Consider the following 25,237-nt stretch of genomic DNA (forward strand, 5'->3'; position numbering starts at 1 on the left):
CGAAATGATCATGCCGCCCATCCGGATCCGCCTCCGCATCGCCGTCCTTGTCGCACTGCTGGCGCTGCCCCTCCTCGGCCTGGCCAGGGAGGAAGCACCCTGCACGAGCCCGGACGGCATCGGTATCTGGCTGTCGCCGGCCCGCCCGGCGCCGGGCCAGCCTGTCCGGGTGATGGCGGTCATGAGCGACGCCCCTGCAGAGTCGCTGACGCTGCGGACCGCGGATGGCGCAACCCTGCCCATCGACACGATCCGGCGCGGCGGGCCGCCCTGGAGCCTGGCCGGCGAGCTGCCGCCGGGCCTGCCGGGCGACCTGCAGATCGAGGTCCGCCGCGCCGGCGAAGTGGTCGCCTGCCGCGCGATCGCCCCCCATGACGCGATCGTCGCCCCCGTGGACCTGGGGATGGGCTGGTCGAAGCCGGTGGAGGCCTTCTATTCGGCGTGGATCGAAACCCTATTCGACGCCCCGGCCAGCGAGAGCCTCAGCTTCCCGTCGCTGCAACCCGTGCTGCGCGACCCCGGGCGGAACTTCCTCCGGGATCACCTCGCGCCCGGGGAGGACAGCCGGCTGCCCGCCACGCCGGATTGCGCCGACCTGCCCTACTACCTCCGCGCCTACTTCGCCTGGAAAATCGGCCTGCCGGTGGTCTACCGGGCCTGCGACCGGGGAACCGGTAGCCGGCCGCCGCGCTGTGGACGCCCCATCATCGACGACCGCTTTACCCGCGGCAGCGCGACCGCCAGCGGCTTCAGCGCACTGATGCGACAGATCGCCGACACCGTCCACTCGGGCAGCGCCCGCACCGGCCTCGGCGACGAAAGCACCGATTTCTACCCCGTGCCGCTGGACCGGCAGGTGCTGTGGCCGGGTACGGTCTACGCCGACCCCTACGGCCACACGCTCATCATCGCCAAGTGGCTGCCGCAAGCCGGCGGCCAGCCGGGCGTGCTCTATGCCGTCGATGCGCAACCCGACAATTCGGTGGCGCGCAAACGCTTCTGGGAAGGCAATTTCCTGTTCGCCGACATCCCCAGCGCCGGGCCGGGCTTCAAGGCGTTCCGGCCCGTGGTGGGCGAGGATCGGCACTGGTGGCTGCCGGGCAACGCCCGCCTGGCGGTCGATGCCCCGCAGGCTGCCTATTCCGACCAGCAGGCCGGCATGGCCGCCGAGGACTTTTATGCCACGCTGAGCCGGCAGATCAACCCGCGCGGGCTGGCGCCCGAAGCGGCCTACGACAGCAAGCTGGATGCCCTGGTCGAGCAGCTGGAAACGCGGGTCGAGGCGGTGAACAATGGCGAGAACTACCTGCGCCGGGGCAAGGGCGGCACGATCGGCATGCCCAGGGGCGCCGCCATCTTCGAAACCCAGGGCCCGTGGGAGGATTACGCCACGCCCTCGCGCGACCTGCGCCTCCTGATCGCCCTGGATGTGCTGGCGGGGCTGCCCGGGCAGATCGTCCGCCATCCCGAGCTGTTCGACCTGGACGGCCGCAGCCCGCAGGAAGCCCGCGCCGCCATCGAGGCACGCCACGCGCGCCGGATCGCCGGGCAACGCATCACCTACACCCGCAGCGACGGCCGTCCGTTCGAGCTGTCGGTGGCCGACATCTTCGCGCGGCGGGCGGCCCTGGAAATGGGCTACAACCCCAACGACTGCGTCGAAATCCGCTGGGGCGCGCCGCCGGACGCGGACGAGATGGCAAGCTGCCGGCGCCATGCGCCCGCCGAGCAGCGCAGCCGCATGGCCCAGTACCGCCCCTGGTTCCAGAAAACCCAACGCCCACCCCGGTGACCGCCATGCCGAAGCCGTTTGTCCTGCCCTTGCTGATCCTTGCCATCGTCCTTGGTGGCGGCTGTGCCGGCAAGAAACCGGGGCCGGCGAGAGCACCCACCGGTGCGGTACCCGCGACAGCCAGCGGCAAGCCGGGGACCTACCCGCGGCTGTCGGGCCGGCAGCGGCTGCTGAAGATCGCCGGGCAGGAATGGGATTTCTTCGGCCGCCAGACGATACGCCTGGACGACTCCGGCGAGAGCATCCCGCACGTCGGCAAGTGGGAAGACGACGGCGATCCCTGGACCGGCCGGGTCGGCCTCTACTGGAGCGCGGTCGGCAAGTCCCAGCTGGACGGCAACGACTGCAAGGAGCCCTGGTCGGCCGCCTTCATCAGCTGGATCATGCGCCAGGCCGGGCTCGACAGCTGGCAGTTCCCGCCCGCCGACGCCCACTGGCATTACGTCCGCCATTTCGTCAGCCGGGCCGGCTCCCCGGACGCGGCCTTCGCCAGCCACCGCGTGGCCGAGTACTCGCCTCAGGCGGGCGATCTCATCTGCGCCACGCGCGGCAGCCACGGTTTCATCCCGGTCTATCAGGATCCCGGCGCGGTGCTCGGCGACCATACCAAGCTGCACTGCGATCTGGTCACCGAACGCCAGGGCAACACCCTGGCGGCGATCGGCGGCAATGTCCGCAACTCGGTCTCCAAGACCTGGTATCCGCTGGATGCCCAGGGCCGCCTGAAGCCGACCGAGCGGCGCCCCTGGTTCGTGGTGCTGGAAAACCGGATGGGACCGTGAGGCTCGCGCCGGCGCCGGTTTCGCGAGACAAAGGGAAGGAACGAAGGAAAGAAAGCAGGCCCGCTACCGCGTCATTGCCGCGGCGCTAGCGGACCCGTCCCGACAGCGCGCCCAGTTGCAGGCGCAGGATGTCCCGCCCCACCGGCCGGCACCAGCCAAACCCCAGTGTCGCCACCGCCAGCGAACCCAGCAAGGCCCAGGCTGCCCCGCGGGCGCCATGGTCCGGGATCAGCCATGCGCCCAGTCCCACGCAGGCCGCCAGACTGAACAGGCCCTGCTCCACCAGGTAGCGGGGCCGGTGCATCAGGGTGGCCCACTGCCCGCCCAGCAGGTTGAGCGCCAGCAGGGGCAATGCCCAGAGCAGGACCTGCACGGGGCCGCCCGCGCCGGCATATCCCTGGCCGAACGCCAGCGGCATCAGCCAGGTCGCCAGCAGGGTGCCGACGGCGGCGACCCCGGCCAGAGGCCAGAACAGCCAGCGCGTGGCGCGCGCAAAGCGTGCCCGCAGCGCCGTCCCGGACTCCCGCTGCGCCGCCGCCAGCACCGGCGCCAGCACGCTGAGGGCCAGCACCGGGCCATAGCTCAAGGCTTCCAGAATCTTCCAGCCCGCCGCATACACGCCCAGTTCCTGCGCATCGGACAGCCAGCCGAGCAGCAGCTGATCCAGCCGGCGATACAGCGCGGTCACCAGGGCCACCGCGAAGAACCAGCCGCCCTGCCGCAACAGCCGAATGACCCCATCGGCCTCCCAGCGCAGGCGAAAGGCCCGGCCCTGCGACCACAGCAGCAGCCAGAGCCCCAGCGCAATGGCCAGGGACTCGGCGGCGATCACCCAGGCAAACGCCAGAAGCCCCGCCTGCAGCTGGATCAGGCCGATGCGGGCCAGCGTGGAAACGACAAAACAGCCGGTCTTGAGGGCGACCACCGCACCGTTGCGGAGATCGGCCTGATAGTCGGACTCGATCCCGTCGGCCAGGACCGCGCCGTAGCTCAGCGACAGAATGCCCACCAGCCCCAGCCAGTCCGGCTCCGCCCGCGGCAGCCCCAGCGCGTAACCCCAGGTCAGCAGCAGGGCCAACAGCACCCCGCCCAGGCGGATGCACAAGGCCGCACTCAGCAGGCGGCCGCGGTCGGCCGGTTGCTGCACCAGATCCCGGACCAACACCGACCCCAGACCGTAGGTTGCCACCGGCAGGAAGGCGGCGATCAGCGACTGAGCATAGTTCAGCAGACCGAAGCGCTCGGGGCCGAGATAGCGGGCCACCCAGACCGTCACGAACAGCGCCGTCGCCGAGCGGATGATCCGCTCCATGCCCAGCCAACCCAGGTTGGCAAGGATGCGGCCCAGTCCCGCGCGCGGGACAGCCGGCTTTTTATCCGGGATGGCGATCATGCCTGCCCCGAATCAGGCACTGGGTCGGGTATCGCCAGGTTGCCCCCGGGGCGGCGGATCGGCTCGGGAATCCAGCTCGGCGGCAGCCAGCCCACCAGCAGGCCCAGCGCCATGATCACCGAGCGCCATTGCCGCCGCCGCAGGCGGTTGCCGGCCACACCCAGCAGGGTCAGGCGGATCAGGCCATGGCGCAGCGGCGTGTGCCGGCGGGCAAACAGCAAGCGGCTGCGCTGGAAGTAGAAGTCCATGTCGTAGCGATAGGTCTTGGCCCCGTTAGCGGTGGAAATCCCGGTCGAGGCCCCCTCGCGGTGGAACACGAGGCTGTCCGGCGCATAGCCCAGCGCCAGTTCCGGCGCCTCCCGGCGCAGGCGGGTACACCAGTCCAGTTCCTCGAAGAACAGGAAATAGTCTTCGGCCAGCAGCCCCACCCGCGCCAGTGCCGAGCGACGGAAAAACAGCGACCCGCCGACCAGATAATCGAAGGCGCCATCCGATACCGTGGCGCAACGCGCCGCCGAATAGGGCTGATTACCCAGCACGTGGCGGGTACGGCCCAGCCAGGGATCATAGGTTCCGCCCACGGCCTGGATGTGCGGCGGCTGCCCGAAGTACAGCAGGGTAGAACCGCAACAGGCCACCTCCGGCCGTGCCGCCATGACCCGCAACAGGGCCGACAGGGCGCCGGGATCGACCACCGTATCGTTGTTGAGCACCCAGACGAATGCCGTCAAGGGATCGGCCAGCGCCAGGCGGAGGCAGGCATTGACCCCGCCGGCAAAGCCCAGATTCCGCGGCAGCCGCAGCAGCGTCAGGGTCGGCTGGCGGTGCGAATCCCCGGAACCGTCCACCCTGTCATGCGCCATCCGGGTACGCAGCCGGTAGGGCCGCCAATCCGCCCGCGGCGGAACCCGACAGGCGCCGATACCGGCCTCCAGCATCCGGTAGGCGTCGTGGTCGGAACCGTTGTCGCAGACGATCACCTCCGGCTGCGGCCCCTCCAGGTGCAGCAGGGAGTCCAGGCAGGCCAGCGTATGCGCCGGCCGGTTCCAGTTGACCAGGACCAGGGTTATACGCATGCAGATTTGCAGGCCTGAGGTTTGGTTGAAAGCATCTTGTCAACGACTCTAGCTCAAGGAAACTTTCGGGAAGCCGGGAGAGGATGGATACGCCACATGAACATCCTTGGAAAGGAAAGCCGGCCGTCGACCGTCCGTACGCGCGGGATTATCTAACTCGTTCGAACCTCGCAACAACTTTGTGGCTGGCGTCCAGCATGACATCGCAGGTCGGTTCGGCCATCTGACAGGCCCCCTCCCAACCCGCCAGGCGATACCCTCTGCCGGGCCTGGCCGCCAACGTGATCGGCAGCCCCTGGGCAAACCGGGCTCGGCAGGCATTGCCACAGGCCAGTCCGGCAGGGGTGCTGATCACCTGGCCGCCGCCGACCACCTGAACATCCACCTCGACGCCTGGTACGAAGCGGGCCGATACCCACGTATCGCCGGAAACCGTCACGTTGCAGCGAGGTTCCCGACCGGAGCAAGCGCCGCCCCATCCGGACAATGCCTGGCCGGCGCCCGGGATGGCCTCGAATGTTTCAACTCGCCCGATACCGATCGTCTCGCACTGTGCACCACAGGGCAGGCCATATTGTCCCTGCGGCACGACACTCCCCGGCCCTTGAATCGTGGTTCTCACCGTGGCCGTATCGATAAACAGCCGATGCCAGACGTTGTAACGCACGGTAAACGCCAGCGCCACGGCCATCACCATGCACAGGAACAGGGCATCCTGCTGTCGTCGGCCAACCACCAGGATCAGTGGCGTCAGGAAAAAATAGAAGAATCGGAACTGGTAGACCGGTTCCGTGAGATACAGCCAGAGCCAGAGAAACGCCAGCCCGGCGCTGAAGGCGCCATACACATACACCCTGTCTGCCAGCGGCCAGCCCCGGCGGAAAACGAACAGCACCAGTCCCATCATGGGGACGCTCGACAAGGGGATGTTCGCCGTCAGAACCGACCAGCCACCCCGCGAAAACGACGTCTGCTCAACCAGGGACCTGAGCAGTTGCAGCCAACTGCCGGGCTGGATGTAAACCACATTGGTCTGCAAAATCCGGGAGCTGGGGTAGCAGCCCAGCAGCATCAGCAGCAGGGCTGTCACCAGCATGGCCTGCGGCCAGTACCAGCGTCTCGGCAGCCAGGCCGCCGGCAGCAGGGTGACCGACAGAAATCCCTGCTTGTGGGCAAAGCCCGCCGCGAACAGCAAGGGTCCGCCAATACCGGGCGAATACCTGACCATGCCCCAGAAGCCCAGCAGAAACAGCAGGATGGCCCAGGACTGCCGGAAACTGGTCATGTCCTGGACCTGATAGAAGGCGCCGGCATACAAGGTCAGCGCCATTAGCCGCCAATGGCACAGGCGGTCGATCAGCAGCAACTTCCCCAGCACGACGGCCGCCGACAGCCACAGCATGTCGGCCGGGTGACTGGAAACCGTCTTCAGGCCGGCCACCAGAAAGTACCAGAGATAATCGCGCTCCTTCGGTAGCCAGCGTTCGCATTCGAACAGCGGGCAGACCCCGGCATAGTGCAGATTGAAATGGCCGGCATCATCCAGACCGCTGCCAAAAGGACGCCAGGCAGTGAAAGCGACCAGCACCAGGCCCAGCATCCAGAACAGGCTGCGATCCACAAACCGGGAACCGCGGGCCAATCCGAAGGCGGCCACCAGCGCCAGGCACACGCCACCGAAATAGGTCAGGTAAAGCTGGGTCAGCTGATCCGCCATGGGTAACGGAAGGAATACGGCCAGCCGGTCACCAGGCCAAGGCTCCAGCGTGTCCCCGATCATGCGGAAGGGGAAAGCCACCGATGCCTGAACGCCTGCTCATGCGGGAAATTGGAAGGATGACGACGGGCGATCGTCTGGTGGCAAGAAAGGCAGGAAATGACGTGCAGTCCGGAGGACGGGATTGGACGATGGGATTGTCCGTTGCAAGCGCTGGGCTAACGGCATTGCCCGGAATCCTGGCTGCCCAACCAGGCCAGCAGGATCCTTGAGCGCCGGAGCTCATTGATCCGCTCGGGATTGCCGCGCATCAACTCCAGGAGCATCGGTACATTTCTGCGAAAAAGATACCGGCAGCGTCGCAGGAACAGCGCTATCAGCTGATTCCGGTCAGCCTTGACATGGAAATGGCTGGCAATCCGCTCCGGCGAAGCGAAAATGCCACGGAGCAACAGGGCCAATCGAGACCAAGGTTTCCTCTCGCCCAGGAGTTCAATGATCGCGGTATCGAACCGTTGGTGCTGAAACTGATCCAAGAACATCGCTTCAAGCGCTGCGGGCTTGATATGCGGATCATCGGCATCCGCCGGGCGGATGGCATCCATCACGAATGATGGCACGCGGGCGCCGGCATGCTCGCGAACCAGCTCCAGCATCAGCCAGGTGCCACGCTCCCAATGCAGAGCCCGAGCCCTGTCAACGACATCGGCCCAGTCAATCGGGCGAGGCGGACACTTGACGAGCTGCGCCACATCCAGCATGGCACGGGGTCCGACATACATGAACCGGTGATGGACCGCCGCATGAAAGCACAGCAGCAAGAGGTGATCCTCAAGGCACAGGCTTTGGCAGACACCCGCACCCAGATGGTAGGTTTCCGACCGTCGCCAGAATTGCGCGTCGTCGACCGGACCTTCCTTGGCGGGATCGGTCATGGCCCAATGGACATCAAGGCTCATGCCGCTGACAGGATGCACCAAGGCAAGCTCATGCCTGGCCGGTGCCATTTCGCGCAGATCCCTAACCGATGGCGGCAGCGAGAAACCTTGCCTTCGCAGCAACTGGGTAAAACCCGGCATGTCCTCCGGCTTTACCAGAACATCGATATCCCCGGAATACCGGGCCGCGAGATCCCCATAGGCAATCTCGACCAGCCACAAGCCCTTCAGCAACAGACAGGAGATGCCCGCCTCAGCACATTCCGCCTGGAGTTCCCTGAACTGTGCCTGCCTGGCCATGTTGAACAGAACTGTCCTGACCGCCGCATCCTTCAGATGCTGCACGACGGTTTCCGGGAACTGCGACAAGGCATCGTCACGGCGGCGGGCAAACTCGTACAGCCGGTAACCCAACCGGTAGTGAAAGGCGGCCCTGGCCAACGGCCCGAATTCATCGGTTGACAGCGCCTCGACGGCCTGCTCGGCCATCGGCCATCGCTCGGCATCCAGGAGATTCAGCAGAATGTCGGGGTACTGGTCAAGCATGCAAATCCCAAGGCAATCGCACAAAGATGGAAACCTCGCCATTTCGGCACCCACGCGGGAATGGCGGCGTGTTCGGGGCCTGCTGCCGCAGGAATGGCCACCTGAAACGCCTGGCCCCCTGCCCTTTCCCGGCATGACCGGGGCGCCAGAGAAACCTCATGTTTTCAGCCGCTCACGAGGGGGTAGGTCGACCAGGCCGCCGCGACACGCGCCAGCGTGCCGGACTATGGAGGCGAACGGAATTCCGACTGCTCCCAGCGCCAGGCATCGCGGCACATCTCATCGATGCCGCGCAGCGCCGACCAGCCCAGAACTTGCCGAGCACGCGTGACATCCGCGAGACTGACCGGCACATCACCCGGCCGGCGCGGGGAAATACGGCAGGGCACGGTCTGTCGCGTCACGCGCTCGAAGGCGTCCACCATCTCCCGCACGCTATGGCCCCGCCCCGTGCCAAGATTCAGGATCAATATGCGCTCGGGGTGATGGTCCAGAACCCGCAAAGCAGCCAGGTGACCACTGACCAGGTCCTCCACGTGCAGGTAATCGCGAACCCCCGTGCCATCCGGAGTCGGGTAGTCGTCTCCCCAGATACGCAGGAACGGCCGGCGACCCGCGGCCACCTGCACAAGGTATGGCATCAGATTGTTCGGCTCACCCTTGGGCGCCTCACCAATCATCCCGGAGGCATGCGCGCCGACCGGATTGAAATAGCGCAAGATGGCAACACGCCAATCCGGATCCGATATCACCAGATTACGCAGGATGTCCTCGACAAAGCCTTTGGTACGACCATAGGGATTGCTGGGTCGCAGCGCCGCATCCTCGACAATCGGCACGGTTTCGGGATCGCCGTAAACCGTCGCCGACGAACTGAAAACCAGCCGGCGCACACCGTGCTCGGACATCACCCGCAGCAGGTTCAGCGAACCGCTCACATTGTTGTCGTAATACAGCAGCGGTGCTTCCACTGATTCGCCTACAGCCTTCAGGCCGGCAAAGTGCAGGACGGCGGAAAAGCGCTGCTGCCGAAACACCCGGTGCAAAGCCGCGGCATCGCGGATGTCACATGGATGGAAGGGAATGTCGCACCGTGCCAGGCGTTGCAGGCGATCCAGCACCGAAAGGTCGCTGTTGCCGAGGTTGTCCAGCACCACCACCGGCACACCCGCCTCGAGCAGCGCCAACACCATGTGGGAGCCGATGTAGCCCAGCCCTCCCGTCACCAGGACGCCGCTATCGGCCATGCCGCAGCCGCTGCCGAAGCGCCCGACCGAGAAAAACCGGGCTGGAGATGAAATTTCGCCGCCACAGCCGGCGCGGTTCCTGCACCAGACGCGGCAGCCATTCCAGGCCCAGCCGCTGGAAGGCAGGATGCGAGCGCTTGACATTGCCCACGTAAAAATCGAACACCGCGCCGACCGGGCCGATACAGCCGACATCCAGCCGGTGACGGTTGGCGTGAATCCATTTCTCCTGTTTCGGCGCCGTCATGCCCACCCACAGCACGTCCGGCCTGGCCCGATTGATGGCCTCGATCATCGCGGCATTGTCCGCTTCATCAAAGGCCGGCTTGTAGGGCGGGGAATACGTGCCCACCACACGCAGGGCGGGAAAGTCCCGCGCCATGCAAGCCACTATTCGGGCCAGTGTTGCCTGGGTCGACCCCAGGAAAAAGCAGCTCAATCCACCCAACTCATCAAGGCGTCGATTAAGCCCCATGAACATATCCGTGCCGGTCACGCGCCGCCGGACCGATCCGCCGAGCAGCCTTGAAGCCAGCAGAATCCCGGCCCCATCCGGGGTCACCAGATCGGCCGCGTGTATCGCCTGACGAAACAGCGGATCGTCATCCGCCACCACCAGCGAATGCGGATTGGCGCAAACGAAATAAGCGGCCCGGCGCCTGGGCAGTTCAGCCACCAGCCTGTCGACACACCAGGACAGATCCTCGGCGGTAACGGGATAACCCAGAATCGATTCGCTTCTCATGCGGCCAGTCTCTGCCGCCGCAGGGCAATCGCGTTTTCGTAGATCGTCATCAGCATGGCGTGGTTGGCTTCCGCCGTATAGCGGGTATCGAAATCAGCTCGCGCCTGAGCGCCCAGACGCGGCAACAGCGAAGGCGCCTGCCAGGCATCCCGGACAACGCGCAGCAGATCCGGCGCGTGGCCGGGCTCGAACAACACGCCGTTGTGGCCACTCCGAACCAGCGACGCCATCGAACCGAGATTCGATGCGGCCACGGGCACGCCCAGCGCGAACGCCTCGCGGATCACCATGGGAAAACCCTCGAACCAGACCGAAGGCAGGACCAGCAGGCGCGACCGGGCGATGCGTTGCTGCACCTCGGCAAACGGCAGTTGGCCGGTGAAGACCACCCGCGCCGACAGGCCGGCGGCGCGAACCCGATCCTCCCAGATCCCGCGCTCCGGCCCCTGCCCGATCAGTTCCAGTCGCGGCGCGTCCCGGCCCCAGGCCAGCCAGGCCTCGATCAGGTGACGCACACCCTTTTCCTCGCCCAGCCGCCCGACGAACACCACCCGGGACTCGCGGTGGTCCCAGGGCACCGGGGTGGGCGGATCATCGTAAAATTGCGGCTTGATCGACACCCGCTCGGCCGGCAGCCCCGCCGCCACCAGTCGATCGCGCTGGAAGTCGGTCAGCGCGATGAAGGCCTCCACCTGCCGGGTCCAGGTACCCAATTGCCGGTGCAGGGCAACGCTGGCCGCCAGCGGCAGCGTCGCCGCCCGGCTGTTCCGGTAGCAGCCATGCCGCAGCGCCGGCCAGACCGAGCGGCGGTCCAGGCAGTCGGTGCAGACCCGCCCGGCCCGCAGCGGAATCGCCGCCGGGCAGAACAGCCGGTAGTTATGCAGGGTCAGCACCCGTGCCGTGCGCCGGCCGATCGCGTGAAAGATGCCCGGCGACAGCAGCGGAAAGGTATTGTGGACATGCACCACGTCGGGCCGAAGCTCATCCACCACCCGCCGCAGCGCGGCCATGGCAAACGGGTTCCACGGCGTCGCCAGCGCGCCTTTCAGCGTACCGAAGGCGCCCTGCCCCCGGATCTCGTCGCTATGCCGGGTAAATTCCAGCACCTCATGCCCACGCGAGCGCAGCAGCGCCTCTTCCGCTTCAAAGACCTGGTTTTCACCGGAGGGGGCCGACGAACCGTAGTGGTTATGCACCAGTAGGATTTTCAAAGAATGGATCTCGATACTGAACCAGAACGTGGAGCGACGGACAATCAAACCGGCGAGGCATCCAGTACCCTGGCCAATTGATGAAGGAGTGCATGTGCCGTGGTTGGATCGGTTTGTGGAGGCGTTGGCTTTCTTGGGTTACGGTGCGCAACCCAATCCCGATACTGCTTGATTTGTTTCGCCTGTCCGATGAGTTTCACATCAGCCACCAGCGATTTGATCAGGTCCAGCGCCTGCTCTATTTTCCAATACTCAACATCGGCAGAAACCTTAGCCGTCACGGCTGCGTTAAACGGATTGTGGGGGTGTACCCGCATGCGATCGCACTCAATCTCCAAACGTTGTAGCAGAAGCCTTTCAAAAACTGCCCACATTCCTAGTACGGCAAACTCCGCTGCTGTTTTTTGACAAGCCAGAAGGTCTCTTTCGCACCGGGTGGAGTCCGCCTCTTCATAGTGCGTTTTTATCAGCGTCCCAGGGGACTTGCTGTCCCGAGAACGCTGTTGAAGGGTGCGGAGCACCACCCGAAGGGCATCATGCTGCAGCCGCCAGGTGTGCAAAACGGCATCCAGTTGCTCAATCGCGGAGGTCATGGTCCGAAACGAGAAATAGCAACTCCAGAAAAAGACGTTCATTCAGTTTGTGCGCGCGTGACAACGCTCTACTCTCCACCCAGTACCAACCCGGTTCATCGACCCCCTTGTAAATGGCTTGCGTGTGAGTTTGCAGCGTGTCGCCGACCTGTATGGCTGTTTCGAAAACGGGACCACCCTGGTCCCAGTCCACCAGAATGGCGCGGTCGACCGTGCCTTCCAGATCCACCCGGCCCTTGGCGGCGATAATCGACGCCCCCACCGGGACCAATGTCGCCAGTAAACGGCCATCGCCGAGCAACAATTGCAAGCCCTCGGCTTGATACTGCCCATAGGCTTCCTCGTCGAGTTCCGTGGTGTAACGGCGGGTGATCAAACCCTTGGCGCGAGACCATTGTTCGATATCGTTGACCAGGGCTGCCAGTCTCCCCAGATAGGTTGTGGGGGCCTGCATGGTGGCGATGTTCATCGTGTGCCTCCCTCCAAAGAAAGCGTGAAAAGCCGGGGTTCCAGCCTATATGACGGCGGTTGTGTGTATTGGCGCTGGCATAAAGATTACTGATCGTGGTGCAAGGACCACCGCCGAATCTCGTCGCTGTGCCGGGTAAATTCCAGCACCTCATGCCCGCGCGAGCGCAGCAGCGCCCGCTCGGCTTCGAAGACCCGGTTCTCGCCGGAGGGGGCCGACGAACCGTAGTGGTTGTGGACCAGCAGAATCCTCAAGCGGGTTTCCCTTGTGGACGCGAAGCACAGCGATCGTCCCTCAATGCGGCATACCCCAGCCCCAGCATCGCGAACTGCAGATTTCCGAACCAGGCTGCATAGAGGATGACGTTATCGCTGAACATGAACAAGGCCATGGGCAGGAAGGACGTGGCCCCGGCATACAGGTAAATCGCGGCGGATGGGTTCGCTTGTCGCAAACGGGCCGCGCCCCGCCAGGCATGCAGACATTGCATGGCCATGGCCAACAGGAACAGGACCATGCCGAACGTGCCATATTCGTATTGCAAGCGCAGCCAATCGTTATGAGGATGCGTAACACCCGTCAAACGATAGGCAATCGGTTCGGTGGTGCTAGCACCATGCCCCCACCAATAGGCTTGTTGTATTCCAGCCTGCAATTCTTTGGCCATCGTCTTGCGGCCCGTCGTGGCAAAACTGCTGGTGGCTTCCCCCGCATCGAAAAACAGGTCAAGCACACCCTCTACGGCTTCGGTCAACGTGCCATGACCGGAATAAAACATTTTTTTTTGCACATGCTCGGTCTGGAAAGCCATCAGCCCCAACCAGGCCACCACCCCGACGATCACCAGCCGTCGAGCCAGGGAAAGCGGCGCCAGCGTCAAGGGTAGTGTCAAACCCACAGCCACCATCCCGGTCCGGGTATTGGCCAGAACTGGGATCAGCGCCAGCAGCGCCCAGATAGAAAGCGCCCGCCGTTGACGGAAGACATAGCGAGCCGCAAACCATGACGCCAGCAGAGAAGCCGTAATCGACCCGGCGGCGAAACCGGTCACCTCGGCGAGCTGCCCGGACGACAGCAGGCCCGTCGCCATGCCGGCTGCCCCAAGGAAAATCCACAGGAACCCTCGGAGCCATCGCTCACTCACCCGGAGCAGGACCGGCGAAATCCTGAGACAGGAAAAGGCCGCCCCCACCACGATGGGCGTAAATAACATAATGGTGCGCTGCAGGGCGTGTGCTTCCTCGGCTCCCAACAGATAAAACAGTGAATAGGTGACCCACGGCAGCCAAATCGCATAGGGAAAACTCACTCGCCGCAAGCGCTTCTGCAGGACCCAACTGCACGCCAACAGGGGAACCATCCATCCCAGAAAGGCGATCTTTACGCCGATCCCGCCCGGTATCAATCCGGGTAGATAACTGGCCAGCATGCCAACCGCCAAGGCGCGTAGAGCCAGTGGCGCCTTGAACCGACCGGCCGATACCCGACCAGGCGACGGACTGACGCCGACTGCTGTCATTGCCATGGGCGAAGGTTCCGATACGCCATCACCGCACGCCGCAAGCGCCAATCCAGTTTCAATCCACCGGGCAACCACGCTAGTAACAGGGTGTAGGCATTGCGCCAGCGCCCAGGATCATAACGCCATGCCCGCCAGGCACGCCGGCGGGCCAGCGTGGTTTCGCGAAAGCGTAGCGCCATGACCGCCTGCATGCGGTACCAGAGCCCCAGGTATTCGCGCAGCCCGGACATTTGCGGGCGTTCTTCGGCCAATTCCCTCAGTGCCTGGCCAACCCGATCCAAAGGGTCCGGACGGCGTTCAATGCCCGACACCTTGAAAACCGCCAGGGGCCGCATGTCATAGGCCAGCGGGTAGTGTGTTGCCAATCGCGCCCAGGTCAACAGGTCCTCGCCGCTGGCGATGCCGGTTGGGAAACCGCCGATCGCCTGCAGGCACACCTTGACCACCGCCACGGCCGAAGTGCAGACCGGCGGATTGGAGCGGCTGGCGATGCGGAAATAGTCCGGCAGGAGTCCCCGCTCGAAGCCGGCCGGCAAGCCGGACAGCCGGGCAACATGCCCTGGCCCGGTGGACGGCTGGATTTCGTAACCGGTCGCAAACCAGCCGGCCTCCGGGTACGCTCCGCGCAGCGCCAGAACGGCGGCCAGGAAGCCGGGTTGCCAGAGATCGTCCGCATCCAGGAAGGCCACCAGATCGGCGCGGGCCAGATCTATTCCCGCATTGCGCGCCGCCGCCACGCCGGCGTTGGCCTGCTTGTGCAACCGTATCCGGGCATCGCCCAGGGCCGCCACACAGTCACCCCCGCCATCGGTGGAACCGTCATCGATCACGATCAGCTCCCAGTCGGTGACGGTCTGCCGCAACACGCTGTCCAGGCTGGCGCGCACCGTCTCCGCCTTGTTGTAAAGGGGCATGACGATGCTGATGCGGGGAATGGGTGTTTCGCTCTGCATCAGTACACCGCTACCCGTCCGGGCCAAGCCAAGGCCAGGCGGCTGACCCAGTCGGGCGGACGCCGCCGCAGCGGCAAGGCGGCCAGTTCCATAGCGGCGTCGGCATGGGCGGCCAGCGAATACCGCCGAGCCGGCAGGTAAGGTGTCGCCGAATTAACCTCTCCGCCCTCCGCGAAAGCCGACAGGGGCAAGTCGGCCTCGACGACGTCCAACAAGTAGCGCTGGCGCTCGCGAGGGATATTCAGGCCCGAGAAATACTCGCCCTGCAACGGTGGAGACAATAATGCGCCATCGAACAGACCATACAACGCACGCTTCACCCTGCGGGTCAACCAGCCGTGCCGATCGGCCGGGCTCCAGGCATCGTCCATCAGAATCAGCCGACAGGCATGACGCGCCTTGTAGTGCAGCGCTCCCGCGCCTTCGGCGAAGGCCGGCGCTGGCGAGAACACGGTATCCGGTCCCAGGGTGGTCAGCACTGCCTCGACCGCCGCCGCCACCATACGAGGCAGGAGTTCCAGATAGTCTTGTCCCGGAAACAGCGTCAGGATCTGGGCATCCGGAGCGTCGGTTTCCAATCGAAGGCAGTCCATGACGCCATAAGATCGATCGCAAGCGCTGACCTGTACGGCGACACAGGTTCGGCCCTGCTCGGCAAAGGCGAGCGACATTGTACGGAAGCGGGCGCGGTGATGCGACAGCAAGTGCTGGCAGAGATAGACAACCGGCCGGGCGGACACCGTAGCGGCGGCTGGCTGAAGAGGGGTCGCCAAGGATGCCGATACCATGGCGTCAATGAAATCAACCGCCACCCGGTCGGCTGTCAATGTTTGTGCAGTAGCGCGAGCGGCCTGCCCCAACCGAGCCAACCAATCCTCACGCGACAGCAAATCCGCGCAAGCTTCAGCGATAGCGCGCGAATGGTCGGCGACCACCAGGCCATTTCCGCCATGGCGCACATAAGCTACCTCCGGGCTATGATCCGATCGGGCCGGCAGCACCACCGGCAGACCGACCGCCATGGCATCCAGCAGATTGAGGCCAGCGATCCCGGTCACGGCGAGACAACGCGCGGTGGCCAGAGCCACAAACTTCCGCCGGCCATGCAAAGGCCCCAGAAGCGACAACCAAGGATGATTCGCGGCCACTGCGCGTAGCGGCGTCAACCCGTCCCCCCCCCCGATGACCAATACCCGCGCCATAGGCAATCGCTCATGCAGCGCTTGGCCGATAGCCAGAATCCGCTCTGGCTGCTTGGCGGCGTACCAACTTCCTAAAAAAGCGATGCAGGGGGCATCGCCCAACCCCAGCTCTGACCGGAAAGCCTGAACCTCAGGATGCTCCCCATGGAGGCCCATCGCCATCCGCGTGTCGCCCGCGTTACCCACTACGCGTAACCGCGATTCGGGATACCCCTTGGCTAGCATTGGTGGCAGGCAGGTTTCCGTATATAACAGATGACCCTGCGCCATTCTCAAAAGCCGATGCCGCAACGGTTCAAGCCAGCGTGAGAGGCGACCGGGCTGAAAATTGACGCCATGCCCCCAGGTCAGGATCGGCTTGCCAAGCAAAAGTCCCCAGAGGATGACAACCGCATGACTCAAGCAGCGTACTGCGTCCGGTACAACAACGACATCGGCAGCGAGCACTTCCCGCCAAGGCAGTTGTTGCCACTCGAACAGGCCGTGTCCGCCGCCAAAGCGGCGGACAGGCAAGCAGCGCGCCCAAGGCAAGCCACCCACGGTACCTCGGCGGGCAAACGCCGGATCGGCGGGCGATACCCATAAGCTGAAGCGATGACCATGCTCCTCGGCCCGTTTGCGCAACGCCTCGAACAGTGGTTGGCGATAGGCCGGTAACAGCCGCTGGATCAGCAGCAAATTCAATTTTGGCCGAGTCATGTCCGCAACACCTCGGCGAGCCGCGCACGGTAGGCCGCCAAGCCATAGTTCCCGGCCACATGCCGCAAGGCCCGATCCCGCAGACGGTCGGCGAGGGCCGGATCGTCCAGCAGCTTGCGCAGCGCCGCTGCCAGTGCGACCGGCTCCCCGGGCGGCGCTAGGATGCCGGTTTCCCCGTCGAGGACCACTTCGGGCAGGGCGTCCACCGCGCTGGCGACCAGCGGCACACCGCAGGCCATCGCCTCCAGGGCGCTCAGCCCAAATCCCTCCAAACCGGGCCGACTGGGCATGACACCGATATCGAAGCCCTTGATGGCAGAATAAATGTCCTCGCGCGCCACCGCGCCGACGAAATGCACGGCGGCCGACAGGCCCAGTGCTTCCGCCAGGGACTCCAGTTCCGCCCTCTCGCTCCCATCGCCAACCACGACCCAATGCACGTCCGGCCTATCCGCTGTCAGGCTGGCGGCGGCGCGCAACAGCACATCCACGCCCTTGACGTGCGCCAGCCGCCCGACGAAGCCCACCAGGCGCGCCGTGGGCGGCAAATCCAGTTCCCGACGCCAATCCCGCCGGGGGGCCAACTGTACGGCTGCCAGATCGATGGCATTCGGCAACACCCGCACCCGCCCGCCCAGATAGCCCCCCTTGACCGGCAGCCCAAACAGGCCACGGGCCGTGGTGTGGGACACGCAAACGACACGGGTACACACCCAGCGCGCCAGCCAACGCAGCCGCCACTGTCCGCCAGCACGGTAATGCCCCGCCGCCACATGGACACAGGCGATGAGCCGCCCGGTGCACAGCCGTGCCACCAGCAGCGGCGCCAGCGTCGGCGTCATGTATTGCAACCAAATCAGATCGGGCCGGCCGGTCAGCGCGCGCGCAAGACCCCGCGCCAGTCGCCAGGCGCCCACCAACCCGCCGCCGCGGGTCACATCCAGACGCTTCACCGCGATACCGGCAGCAGCGAAGGTATCGAGCATGGCCGGGGCCACTTCGTCGAAATAGACCACGACCTCCACCGCGTGTCCCAAATCGCGCAGAGCGCGAGCTGTGGTCAAGGTGGCCACTTCGGTGCCGCCGGTCAGGAGGCAGGGTATGAGGAGAGAGACCTTCATGGATGGCGCAGCCGTGCAAGAGAGCCGCGTTTGAGGTAACGAAGCTGTTCGCGGCAATAATCGACCCAGGGCCAATCGTAAATCCTCGCCAGCATCAACTCGATAGGGGAATCCCGGCCGATTCCCTCGATGATGGGCGCTGGAATACCGGGCCCGGACTCCCGCAACAACGGTGTTGGGGAACCACCGAGTAACGCCTCGAAGACGCACAGGGCATCCGAACACACCCGCTCGAGATCGAAACGCTCGATGACCCCCTGTCTCCCACCCTGACGAACCCTGGATCGTAGCGCATGGTCCTGCATCAGGCTTTCCATCGCCTCGACCAGATATCGCCTGGAACGCACGACATACCCATCAATGCCATGCCGGATGACCTCGGTTTGGGCATTGTCTCGATGCGGTCTGCTCACGGTAATCACCGGTAGACCGTACAACAGCGCCTCGGCCAGCACATACCCAAAGCTTTCGCCCTGCCGAGCCGCATGCAGAAAGCTGTCCATGGCGCCATAGGCAACACCCAGCTCGGCGGGCTCCGTGAGGGTTCCCAATAGGGTGACATGGGCGCGCAAGCCCGGATTCAACTGCAAGATTCGCTCGACGACATCCGGAGACGCCCCCACCAACAGCAAGTGCACTCGCGGGTGATGCGTCACCACGGTTACAAATGCCTCCACGATACAGGGATCCCACTTGCCCACCAAGGGCTGCCCGACACGGCCAAAAACAAAATGATCGGCAGGGATTCGATGAGTCGCCTTGAAGGTCTGAATATCGTCCGTTGCGGGCGTGGGATAATCTCCCGCGTCAACTGGGTTTGGAATCACTACCGATGCCCCCTTCCCCCCTCTCCGGCGCCATCTCACATGATTGATGCAGGCAAGCTGTAAATGAATGTCGATCAGATTATCCCCCACGCCATAATCACGGGCAAAGAACACATTGGTCTCGGCGATGAGGCGTGCCTTGGGGCGCGCCCAGCGCAGTAAATCCGTCTCGCGGTCATTGCGCCGTCCCTCCCGGTGAATATGGACCACGTCAAACTCACGGCTGCCCAGGATGTCAAGCACGGCTTGACGATCATCGCCGAAATTGAACACCCGGCAGCCCGCAGCGGACAGACTGGCCTCCCGCGGCCCTGCCCGCCCATGATTGAGTACGGTTACCTCATGGCCGTGACGCCGGTATCCAATGGAGAAATTCTGTGCGGCACGCTCGGTGCCGCCCAGACCAAGACTGGGGGTAATGGTCAGGATCCGCATAACCTAAGGTTGTCTACTTGTATGCGACAGATGCCGGGGATAGGCAGCCACATAATATTCTGGATGCTGCAAGGGATGGCCTCGCAAGTCCGTCACCACATAGCCGTTTTCCGTCAAGAATTTGAGGATCTCATTTCCATGCTGGGTTACTTCCAGCAACAAAATCGTCTTGCCCTTGGCCAGAATGTTGCGTGCCCCCTTGAGCAGCTCGTACTCATGACCCTCCACATCGACCTTGACGAAATCCGGAATGCCATATATGTCAGCGGCCTGGTCCAGGCTCATGGTATTGACAACTATCTTGCCCGCTGAATTGGTGCTTCCGGCGCTCAAGGTATTCATCGCGCCTGTTTCGTCGCAATGCAGAATACCCGTGCCGGCACTGTCGGAAAGTGCCACATCAACAACCACCACCTTGTCGAGTGCATTATCCCAAATATTCATTTCCAAAAATTTCAGATTAACCGGGTCTGGCTCGAAGGCTATGATGGAAGATCCCTCCGGCATGATGGAATGCAACCATATCGTCCAGAAACCTACATTGGCGCCGACATCATAGATAATGGCCGCTTTACCCAGCCCCTCTATAATATTTCTTGCCAAGGCCCGTTGCGGCGCTTCAGTGCTATCAAGATCGACCGTCCAGAATCCGAAATTCCGGTAGCCATCGAAATGGAAGGTGTACCCTGCCCAAGCCCTTTTGATGATTCGACCGCTCAGGAGTTGACGAAACCCCCATCTGATCAAGCGATTTTCAAGCAGTCTGGCGCGTATTTTTCTCGGTATTAGCCGGTGGATTTTCACGATCATGGCTTCCCCGTCCTGCGCGCAACGACAACTGCATCAACAGGATTCAATTGTATGGCATATCGCTGGATGAAATCATGGGTTTCATCCACATATCCCAGAGCCTGCACGTGACGCGATATTTCCCCGCGGCTGGCCAGGTATACCGCATCGGCGTCAGGGCGCCACGCCTCGCTGAAGCAGGTCGGCTCGGTCCATATGGGCCATGCGCCAAGCCGTGCCGTCATCAGCTTCCAGTACAACGCCAGGGCCAGATGACCCATCGCTCTGCCATACTGCTGCTTCCGCAGCTTTTCCTTCAGCGAGCCAGGACCGCCCAATGGCAGTGAGGGCATACGCCCAAAACGCCGATAGTCGGGGCAAATCAAGAACAGATACCCATCCTCCTTGACCAATCGTGCGGCTTCCGCAAGGAAGTGGTGAGGGCGTGTCAAATGTTCGATGACGAAGAACGAAACCACGACATCAAACGATTGGCTGGGTAACCCGGTCTCATAAATCGACCCTTGCTCGAACCTCGCCTGTATTGGGCTGCGGGCGGCCTTCGCGAGAACCGACCTGGCCATCGCCAGTGCGGTATGGCTCCAATCCATCCCCGTATAGCGGATCGGACAGTGGGTCAGGTGTTGGGCAACAACCCCTGTGCCACAGCCCAGATCCAGGACTGCCATACCCTCCTGGACCAGCCTGTACAGGATCGCATGCGCGCTATGTTCCGGCCAGTGCTGATTCGCGCGTTGTGCCGATTCAAAATAGGCCTGCGAGCCGGACTGGTTGTAGAAATCAGCCAGCCTGGCTTCCAGTGCCGCCAATTGCGCTTGCACACCAAGCTCGTTGGCGCCGATGAATTTAGAATGCATATGCCAGAAACCATAAAATATATATCTTCAAATCTACCGACGCCTAGATGTCAATATATTTGCTGTAATCACCCAACTGTCTGACGGAGGCTACAAAACAAACGAAATTCCGCACCCTTGCTAACAATTCTTCCTGTTCAGCAGCGAGATCTTGCTACAAACTGGAATACTTGATTGGAAGCCAACGCGGTCTTTACTGCCTCCCTCTCCCACATTGCAAGATGCCTGACTGGATGTCCTTCAATCCAGTCACCCATAACACGAATGGGGGTACCCAATGTGAATGGTGGCAACTGAAGATTCAACTGTCGACACCACCCTGTTGGTATGTCGCTATTCACATCACACTCAGGATGAGTCGATGTGAGAATATAGGGTATATCACTCTTAATAAAGTTATCAAACGCCAAGAATATGTCACGTTCGGAAAGATGGAGCAAGCAGTCCCGACAAAGCCACATATCTGCTTTTGGCAGGGGGTCATTCACAATATCAAGATTCATGAAAGTCGTATTATTGTCTCCATAGAGAGTACGATTGCGCTCGATGAGGTCTGGAACAATGTCCCCACCCATATACGAGACAGATGATATCCACTCAATCATCCTAAACCAATTATAATCTCCGCAAGGTGCGTCAAGAATGGTCCGAATGCCGTATTCCGAAACCAGCTGCGGGATTAGTCTTCGTATATTCTCCGTATACCTGAGAGTTGACCCTGGCCCAGACCTGCTCTCAGCATCGCCCCATTCATTTGTTTCATAGTGATGTAAAAATATCGTTTTCGCATCACCAGTCAATGAAACCTGTTGGGCAAACCGGCGATGTGCACGATAACTTCTCGCAAAACGAAGGATGGTTTTGCCACCAGGTAACCCCATGAGCAACCCAGCTAACTTTTGCTTAATTTTTGCCTTATTCAAAATTCAACCCGTCCACTATATTAATTCTTCCGCTTTAGGAAAAAAGTTAGATATCAGTAGGTTACAAATTCAACTTCCATTGAATCAGGTTTCTCGAAGCAGCCTAAAAGGTATTGAGCATATCATTCCCCCGCATGCCGCCGGTAAAACGCCACATATGCAGCGGCGGCGTTCCGCCAGGTGAACCGGTCCGCCTGTGCGAGGCAGGCGGGCATTTCGTGCGCAGCGCCGGGACTGGCGCCCGTGTCGAACAGACGCATGAGGTCGCACAGGTCGTCCACCCCGTCCGGATCGACATAGAGGGCGGCATCTCTCCCGACCTCGGGCAGCGAACTGTTGCGGCAGGTGACGACCGGCGTGCCGCAGGCCAGCGATTCCAGGACCGGCAGGCCGTAGCCCTCGTATCGCGAGGGGAAAAACGTGGCGGTGGCGCCGGCGTAAAGATCGCCCAGCTGCTCATCCGGCACGTGCCGGAGGAACCGCAGGCGGCCGGCGTCCAGCGCCCCGGCAAATTCCTGCCGGTACGCGGCAGGCGGGTCGCCCCAGACCACGAGCAGGTCATGCTCGCAGCCGCCCTGCCAGGCGGCCTGATAGGCGCGCAGCACGCTGATCGTGTTCTTGCGGCCGATGTCGCAGGACACGGAGAGGAAATAGGGTCGCTGGCTCCCTGTCGTCTTCGCCACCCTCTCACGCGCGCCCGGCTTGTCCTGGGCATGGAACAGGGTCCGGTCTACGCCCCAGGGGATGACCGTCACCTTGTCTGGCGGCACCTGGAGGTAATGCACGATCTCGCCCTTGGCGTGTTCGGACGGCGTCGCGATGCCGGCACAGGCCTGGGCAAAGGCCGGCACGTGACGGCGGGAGTAGGCATGGCCGAGGAATTCCTGGGGATAGCTGAAAAACATGACATCGTGAATGGTGGCCACCGTCTTGGCAGGGCTGAACACTTCGGCAAAATTCCCGGGCACATGCAGCAGGTCATGCGGCGACCGAGCCTCCAGCAACGGGATCAACCGCTTCAGCCAGTCATACCGTGGGCCGATGGGCCAGGGTACGTTGATGACCGGCAGATGGACGAATCGCGCCGGCAACCGGCCGCGAAAGGTCTGGGTCAACAGGCGTATCGAAACGCCGGGATCGTTCAGCTCGTCCAGCGCCTTGGCCAATTCCAGCGAACTGCGGCCGATACCGGGCAAATGCGTGGCGCCGGTGCGCAGCACCATGGGGTTGGCATCGATCAGGATACGGAGCGGTGGGGACATCAGGGGTTTTCCTGGGATGGGATTGAACACACCGACCGGTACAGGCTCAGTAAGGCTTCCACATGCGCCATCAGCGTCGTCACTGGCCCCGCCTGGCTGGCCAGAGCTGGCAACAGGGCCGGGTCGTCGAGCAGCGCGCGAATGGCATCGCTCAGGGCCTGCGGGTCATTCGGTGGCGCCAGCAGCCCGTCGACGCCTTCCCGTACCGTATCCTCCGGGCCGCCACAGCGGGTGGCGATTACCGGCCGACCGGCGCTGAGCGCTTCCACCACCGTCAGGCCAAAGACCTCCAGGTAGATTGACGGCAACAGCAGAACATCGATATGAGCATACGCCTCCGGCAATTCTGCATGGTCGATCTTGCCATGCCAGATAACCGGCAAGCCAGCCGCTTGACGCCGTATTTTCACGGCATAGCGCCGTTCGGCTCGGGTCGCAGCTTCCCCGTACACGTGCAACTCATAGCTAGCCGGTTCGGGCAGGCGCCGCAAAGCCTCGATGAGCACATGCAGTCCCTTGACATAGGCCAGGCGCCCCACATAACCGAGCCGCAGGGGCCGCTGCGGCCAACCCGGCGCCAGCGGAGCGCGCGGCAGACGTTCGATACCGTGGGGCAGCACCGTCAACCGCTCGGCCGGCACCCCGTTGCGCGCCAGAGCGGCGGCAATAGCTCGGGATGGGGCAATCACCCGTACCGGCGCCTCCCCCAGCACCGCGTTCTGGCGTTGTTTGTGGCGGATTCCCAGTGGCGTCTGCCAGGCAGGGGAAACAAAGGGGATGTTGCGCCGCCCTTTCAGGCAGCGGGCGATGGGCAGGGCCACGTTATCCGGCATGCGGCGCACCAGCGGTGACCACAGGTCGCCACCGGGCACGAAATGCAGGGCGCAGGCCAGGCAGTTCGCCATCGACACCGGCACCGCGCATGGCCGGTCGTGCCGGGTCATCAACATGCCATTCGGGCAGACGATACCGCCATGATGGGCCGTGACGATACAGGGAACGGCCAGGCGCTGGCAGACTGTGGCCGTCGCGGCTTTCCATCCATGGGCATGGACGACAGCCGGTGCGATCCGGCGTAGCACCTGCTCCAGTGCCTCCAGCAGCTCGGGCTGGAGTTCCCATGGCAGATCAACCGCCGACGGTGGCGGCACGACCAATTGCCAGACCGGCACGCCCGCCGCCTCGCGCCGCTCCACCCGTGCCGTCGTCAGATCGGACGCGGACAGAATGGATACGACGCTGACGGCTTGCCCGCGCCGCATCAGGCCATTGACCAGGTTTTTGACATACACCTGCCCGCCGCCGTAGCGGGAAAAATAATCGCCCGAGGCGATCAGGGTGAGGGTCATCATGGCCTACCCAAAAAGGGGTATCGGATATTGGATATTGGATTTATTTTTGGAAAGTGCATCATTTGCTTTCCTTGTACCGTATTCTTGATAATATCAGCCCCCTTTTCTGACGCACAATCATATTGGATGGAATATCTACAGCAATAATACACCCAGCACCAATAACAACATTATCGCCTATCGTCACGCCCTTGCCTATAAATACATGAGAGCCTATCCATACATTGTTTCCAATCATGACTTTAGCTCCACGATACCCTTGCTGGTTAAAAGGCACATACTCCTGATCAAAAACGTGGTTATGATCATACACAGTGACGTATTCGCCTATCATGCAATCCTGACCGATATCCACCCCGTAGCGTGCAACGATAGACGCCCCCCTATTTATAAATAGGCGTTCACCAAACGTAACACTAGCCCCCGGAAAGACCTCCATCTTGAATTGAGAGGACACATGCGCGATGCCACGAAACACAACCCTTGCACTGGAATGCACAATAATATCAGCACCGTTGGCAATATAAACTCGCAGCCGTGCAAATCGAATACGACCAGCATGCCTGCACAATAAAAGAATCTGCTTCAGTAGGACTTACGCAAGAAGTGGAAGCTTCCGCAGAACCCCGGCTTTTAATGATTTTTAGTCAAACGAAAGAAAAGGGTATTGATGGGTTTTTAAGCTCCTTCTTCATGTACTCGGAAAGAAGTCCTTTTTTCAGGGCGTAGATGTTTGTTTTGAGTTTTCTGGCAAGATTTGTCAGG

General features: G+C 62.6%; 23 protein-coding genes. 2 read left to right on the forward strand and 21 right to left on the reverse strand.

Features of this window, described 5'->3' with window-relative positions:
* Positions 1–10 precede the first annotated feature (10 nt).
* Together ACYQ1H_RS10000 and ACYQ1H_RS10005 are read left to right on the forward strand one after the other, a co-directional pair.
* Positions 11–1,792, forward strand: a complete 1,782-nt coding sequence (locus tag ACYQ1H_RS10000) for a hypothetical protein (protein ID WP_460027908.1) — start codon at positions 11–13, stop codon at positions 1,790–1,792.
* 5 nt (positions 1,793–1,797) lie between these two features.
* A complete protein-coding gene (locus ACYQ1H_RS10005) occupies positions 1,798–2,574 on the forward strand; it encodes a DUF2272 domain-containing protein (protein WP_460027909.1) in 777 nt (258 codons plus the stop codon).
* 85 nt (positions 2,575–2,659) lie between these two features.
* Here ACYQ1H_RS10005 and ACYQ1H_RS10010 read toward each other — a convergent pair whose 3' ends face one another.
* From ACYQ1H_RS10010 to ACYQ1H_RS10110, 21 genes are all read right to left on the reverse strand, one after another.
* Positions 2,660–3,967 (reverse strand): flippase, encoded by a 1,308-nt coding sequence (locus ACYQ1H_RS10010; protein WP_460027910.1) that lies wholly within the window; start codon positions 3,965–3,967, stop codon positions 2,660–2,662.
* Entirely contained in the window at positions 3,964–5,043 is a 1,080-nt protein-coding gene (locus ACYQ1H_RS10015) for a glycosyltransferase family 2 protein (RefSeq protein ID WP_460027911.1), read from the reverse strand. Before ACYQ1H_RS10015 ends, ACYQ1H_RS10010 begins: the two co-directional genes overlap by 4 nt.
* Positions 5,044–5,191: 148 nt before the next feature.
* Entirely contained in the window at positions 5,192–6,760 is a 1,569-nt protein-coding gene (locus tag ACYQ1H_RS10020) for an InlB B-repeat-containing protein (protein WP_460027912.1), read from the reverse strand.
* A 218-nt stretch (positions 6,761–6,978) separates the two neighbouring features.
* Complete coding sequence (locus ACYQ1H_RS10025) at positions 6,979–8,244, reverse strand: nucleotidyltransferase family protein (protein ID WP_460027913.1); 1,266 nt, start codon at positions 8,242–8,244, stop codon at positions 6,979–6,981.
* 224 nt (positions 8,245–8,468) lie between these two features.
* Positions 8,469–9,491 carry a UDP-glucose 4-epimerase GalE gene (gene galE, locus ACYQ1H_RS10030; protein WP_460027914.1) on the reverse strand — a complete coding sequence of 341 codons (1,023 nt, stop codon included), beginning with the start codon at positions 9,489–9,491 and terminating at the stop codon, positions 8,469–8,471.
* Positions 9,481–10,236 carry a WecB/TagA/CpsF family glycosyltransferase gene (locus tag ACYQ1H_RS10035; protein WP_460027915.1) on the reverse strand — a complete coding sequence of 252 codons (756 nt, stop codon included), beginning with the start codon at positions 10,234–10,236 and terminating at the stop codon, positions 9,481–9,483. The genes galE and ACYQ1H_RS10035 overlap by 11 nt, the downstream gene beginning before the upstream one ends.
* The gene (locus ACYQ1H_RS10040) at positions 10,233–11,447 is read right to left on the reverse strand and encodes a glycosyltransferase family 4 protein (RefSeq protein WP_460027916.1); all 1,215 of its coding nucleotides are present in this window, start codon (positions 11,445–11,447) and stop codon (positions 10,233–10,235) included. Before ACYQ1H_RS10040 ends, ACYQ1H_RS10035 begins: the two co-directional genes overlap by 4 nt.
* Before the next feature lie 44 nt (positions 11,448–11,491).
* The gene (locus ACYQ1H_RS10045) at positions 11,492–12,082 is read right to left on the reverse strand and encodes a hypothetical protein (protein WP_460027917.1); all 591 of its coding nucleotides are present in this window, start codon (positions 12,080–12,082) and stop codon (positions 11,492–11,494) included.
* Entirely contained in the window at positions 12,024–12,509 is a 486-nt protein-coding gene (locus ACYQ1H_RS10050; RefSeq protein WP_460027918.1) for a hypothetical protein, read from the reverse strand. Before ACYQ1H_RS10050 ends, ACYQ1H_RS10045 begins: the two co-directional genes overlap by 59 nt.
* Positions 12,510–12,595: 86 nt before the next feature.
* The gene (locus ACYQ1H_RS10055; RefSeq protein ID WP_460027919.1) at positions 12,596–12,763 is read right to left on the reverse strand and encodes a hypothetical protein; all 168 of its coding nucleotides are present in this window, start codon (positions 12,761–12,763) and stop codon (positions 12,596–12,598) included.
* Positions 12,760–13,938, reverse strand: coding sequence for an O-antigen ligase family protein (locus ACYQ1H_RS10060; protein ID WP_460027920.1), 1,179 nt, complete (start codon positions 13,936–13,938; stop codon positions 12,760–12,762). Before ACYQ1H_RS10060 ends, ACYQ1H_RS10055 begins: the two co-directional genes overlap by 4 nt.
* A gap of 86 nt (positions 13,939–14,024) precedes the next feature.
* Positions 14,025–14,984: a glycosyltransferase family 2 protein gene (locus tag ACYQ1H_RS10065; protein WP_460027921.1), complete on the reverse strand. Its 960-nt coding sequence runs from the start codon at positions 14,982–14,984 to the stop codon at positions 14,025–14,027.
* Positions 14,984–16,870 carry a glycosyltransferase gene (locus ACYQ1H_RS10070; protein ID WP_460027922.1) on the reverse strand — a complete coding sequence of 629 codons (1,887 nt, stop codon included), beginning with the start codon at positions 16,868–16,870 and terminating at the stop codon, positions 14,984–14,986. The genes ACYQ1H_RS10065 and ACYQ1H_RS10070 overlap by 1 nt, the downstream gene beginning before the upstream one ends.
* Before the next feature lie 11 nt (positions 16,871–16,881).
* Positions 16,882–18,006, reverse strand: coding sequence for a glycosyltransferase family 4 protein (locus tag ACYQ1H_RS10075; protein WP_460027923.1), 1,125 nt, complete (start codon positions 18,004–18,006; stop codon positions 16,882–16,884).
* Positions 18,003–19,268 carry a glycosyltransferase family 4 protein gene (locus ACYQ1H_RS10080; RefSeq protein WP_460027924.1) on the reverse strand — a complete coding sequence of 422 codons (1,266 nt, stop codon included), beginning with the start codon at positions 19,266–19,268 and terminating at the stop codon, positions 18,003–18,005. The genes ACYQ1H_RS10075 and ACYQ1H_RS10080 overlap by 4 nt, the downstream gene beginning before the upstream one ends.
* Positions 19,269–19,271: 3 nt before the next feature.
* Positions 19,272–20,078, reverse strand: coding sequence for an FkbM family methyltransferase (locus tag ACYQ1H_RS10085; RefSeq protein WP_460027925.1), 807 nt, complete (start codon positions 20,076–20,078; stop codon positions 19,272–19,274).
* Positions 20,075–20,935: a class I SAM-dependent methyltransferase gene (locus ACYQ1H_RS10090; protein ID WP_460027926.1), complete on the reverse strand. Its 861-nt coding sequence runs from the start codon at positions 20,933–20,935 to the stop codon at positions 20,075–20,077. The genes ACYQ1H_RS10085 and ACYQ1H_RS10090 overlap by 4 nt, the downstream gene beginning before the upstream one ends.
* Before the next feature lie 137 nt (positions 20,936–21,072).
* The gene (locus tag ACYQ1H_RS10095; RefSeq protein ID WP_460027927.1) at positions 21,073–21,858 is read right to left on the reverse strand and encodes a hypothetical protein; all 786 of its coding nucleotides are present in this window, start codon (positions 21,856–21,858) and stop codon (positions 21,073–21,075) included.
* A gap of 122 nt (positions 21,859–21,980) precedes the next feature.
* Entirely contained in the window at positions 21,981–23,120 is a 1,140-nt protein-coding gene (locus ACYQ1H_RS10100; RefSeq protein ID WP_460027928.1) for a glycosyltransferase family 4 protein, read from the reverse strand.
* Positions 23,120–24,472, reverse strand: coding sequence for a glycosyltransferase (locus ACYQ1H_RS10105; protein ID WP_460027929.1), 1,353 nt, complete (start codon positions 24,470–24,472; stop codon positions 23,120–23,122). Before ACYQ1H_RS10105 ends, ACYQ1H_RS10100 begins: the two co-directional genes overlap by 1 nt.
* A 58-nt stretch (positions 24,473–24,530) precedes the next feature.
* Positions 24,531–24,971, reverse strand: a complete 441-nt coding sequence (locus ACYQ1H_RS10110; protein WP_460027930.1) for an acyltransferase — start codon at positions 24,969–24,971, stop codon at positions 24,531–24,533.
* Positions 24,972–25,237 lie beyond the last annotated feature (266 nt).

The organism is Methyloparacoccus murrellii (genome assembly GCF_054657115.1).

What these genes read in the sequence shown, in the direction of transcription:
- ACYQ1H_RS10075 (WP_460027923.1), bottom strand. Translation starts at nt 18,006, where the DNA reads ATGAAGGTCTCTCTCCTCATACCCTGCCTCCTGACCGGCGGCACCGAA.
- ACYQ1H_RS10035 (WP_460027915.1), bottom strand. Translation starts at nt 10,236, where the DNA reads ATGAGAAGCGAATCGATTCTGGGTTATCCCGTTACCGCCGAGGATCTG.
- ACYQ1H_RS10065 (WP_460027921.1), bottom strand. Translation starts at nt 14,984, where the DNA reads ATGCAGAGCGAAACACCCATTCCCCGCATCAGCATCGTCATGCCCCTT.
- ACYQ1H_RS10100 (WP_460027928.1), bottom strand. Translation starts at nt 23,120, where the DNA reads ATGTCCCCACCGCTCCGTATCCTGATCGATGCCAACCCCATGGTGCTG.
- ACYQ1H_RS10000 (WP_460027908.1), top strand. Translation starts at nt 11, where the DNA reads ATGCCGCCCATCCGGATCCGCCTCCGCATCGCCGTCCTTGTCGCACTG.
- ACYQ1H_RS10010 (WP_460027910.1), bottom strand. Translation starts at nt 3,967, where the DNA reads ATGATCGCCATCCCGGATAAAAAGCCGGCTGTCCCGCGCGCGGGACTG.
- ACYQ1H_RS10090 (WP_460027926.1), bottom strand. Translation starts at nt 20,935, where the DNA reads ATGCATTCTAAATTCATCGGCGCCAACGAGCTTGGTGTGCAAGCGCAA.
- ACYQ1H_RS10005 (WP_460027909.1), top strand. Translation starts at nt 1,798, where the DNA reads ATGCCGAAGCCGTTTGTCCTGCCCTTGCTGATCCTTGCCATCGTCCTT.
- ACYQ1H_RS10080 (WP_460027924.1), bottom strand. Translation starts at nt 19,268, where the DNA reads ATGCGGATCCTGACCATTACCCCCAGTCTTGGTCTGGGCGGCACCGAG.
- ACYQ1H_RS10085 (WP_460027925.1), bottom strand. Translation starts at nt 20,078, where the DNA reads ATGATCGTGAAAATCCACCGGCTAATACCGAGAAAAATACGCGCCAGA.
- ACYQ1H_RS10045 (WP_460027917.1), bottom strand. Translation starts at nt 12,082, where the DNA reads ATGAACGTCTTTTTCTGGAGTTGCTATTTCTCGTTTCGGACCATGACC.
- ACYQ1H_RS10020 (WP_460027912.1), bottom strand. Translation starts at nt 6,760, where the DNA reads ATGGCGGATCAGCTGACCCAGCTTTACCTGACCTATTTCGGTGGCGTG.
- galE (WP_460027914.1), bottom strand. Translation starts at nt 9,491, where the DNA reads ATGGCCGATAGCGGCGTCCTGGTGACGGGAGGGCTGGGCTACATCGGC.
- ACYQ1H_RS10025 (WP_460027913.1), bottom strand. Translation starts at nt 8,244, where the DNA reads ATGCTTGACCAGTACCCCGACATTCTGCTGAATCTCCTGGATGCCGAG.
- ACYQ1H_RS10050 (WP_460027918.1), bottom strand. Translation starts at nt 12,509, where the DNA reads ATGAACATCGCCACCATGCAGGCCCCCACAACCTATCTGGGGAGACTG.
- ACYQ1H_RS10105 (WP_460027929.1), bottom strand. Translation starts at nt 24,472, where the DNA reads ATGATGACCCTCACCCTGATCGCCTCGGGCGATTATTTTTCCCGCTAC.
- ACYQ1H_RS10015 (WP_460027911.1), bottom strand. Translation starts at nt 5,043, where the DNA reads ATGCGTATAACCCTGGTCCTGGTCAACTGGAACCGGCCGGCGCATACG.
- ACYQ1H_RS10060 (WP_460027920.1), bottom strand. Translation starts at nt 13,938, where the DNA reads ATGCTGGCCAGTTATCTACCCGGATTGATACCGGGCGGGATCGGCGTA.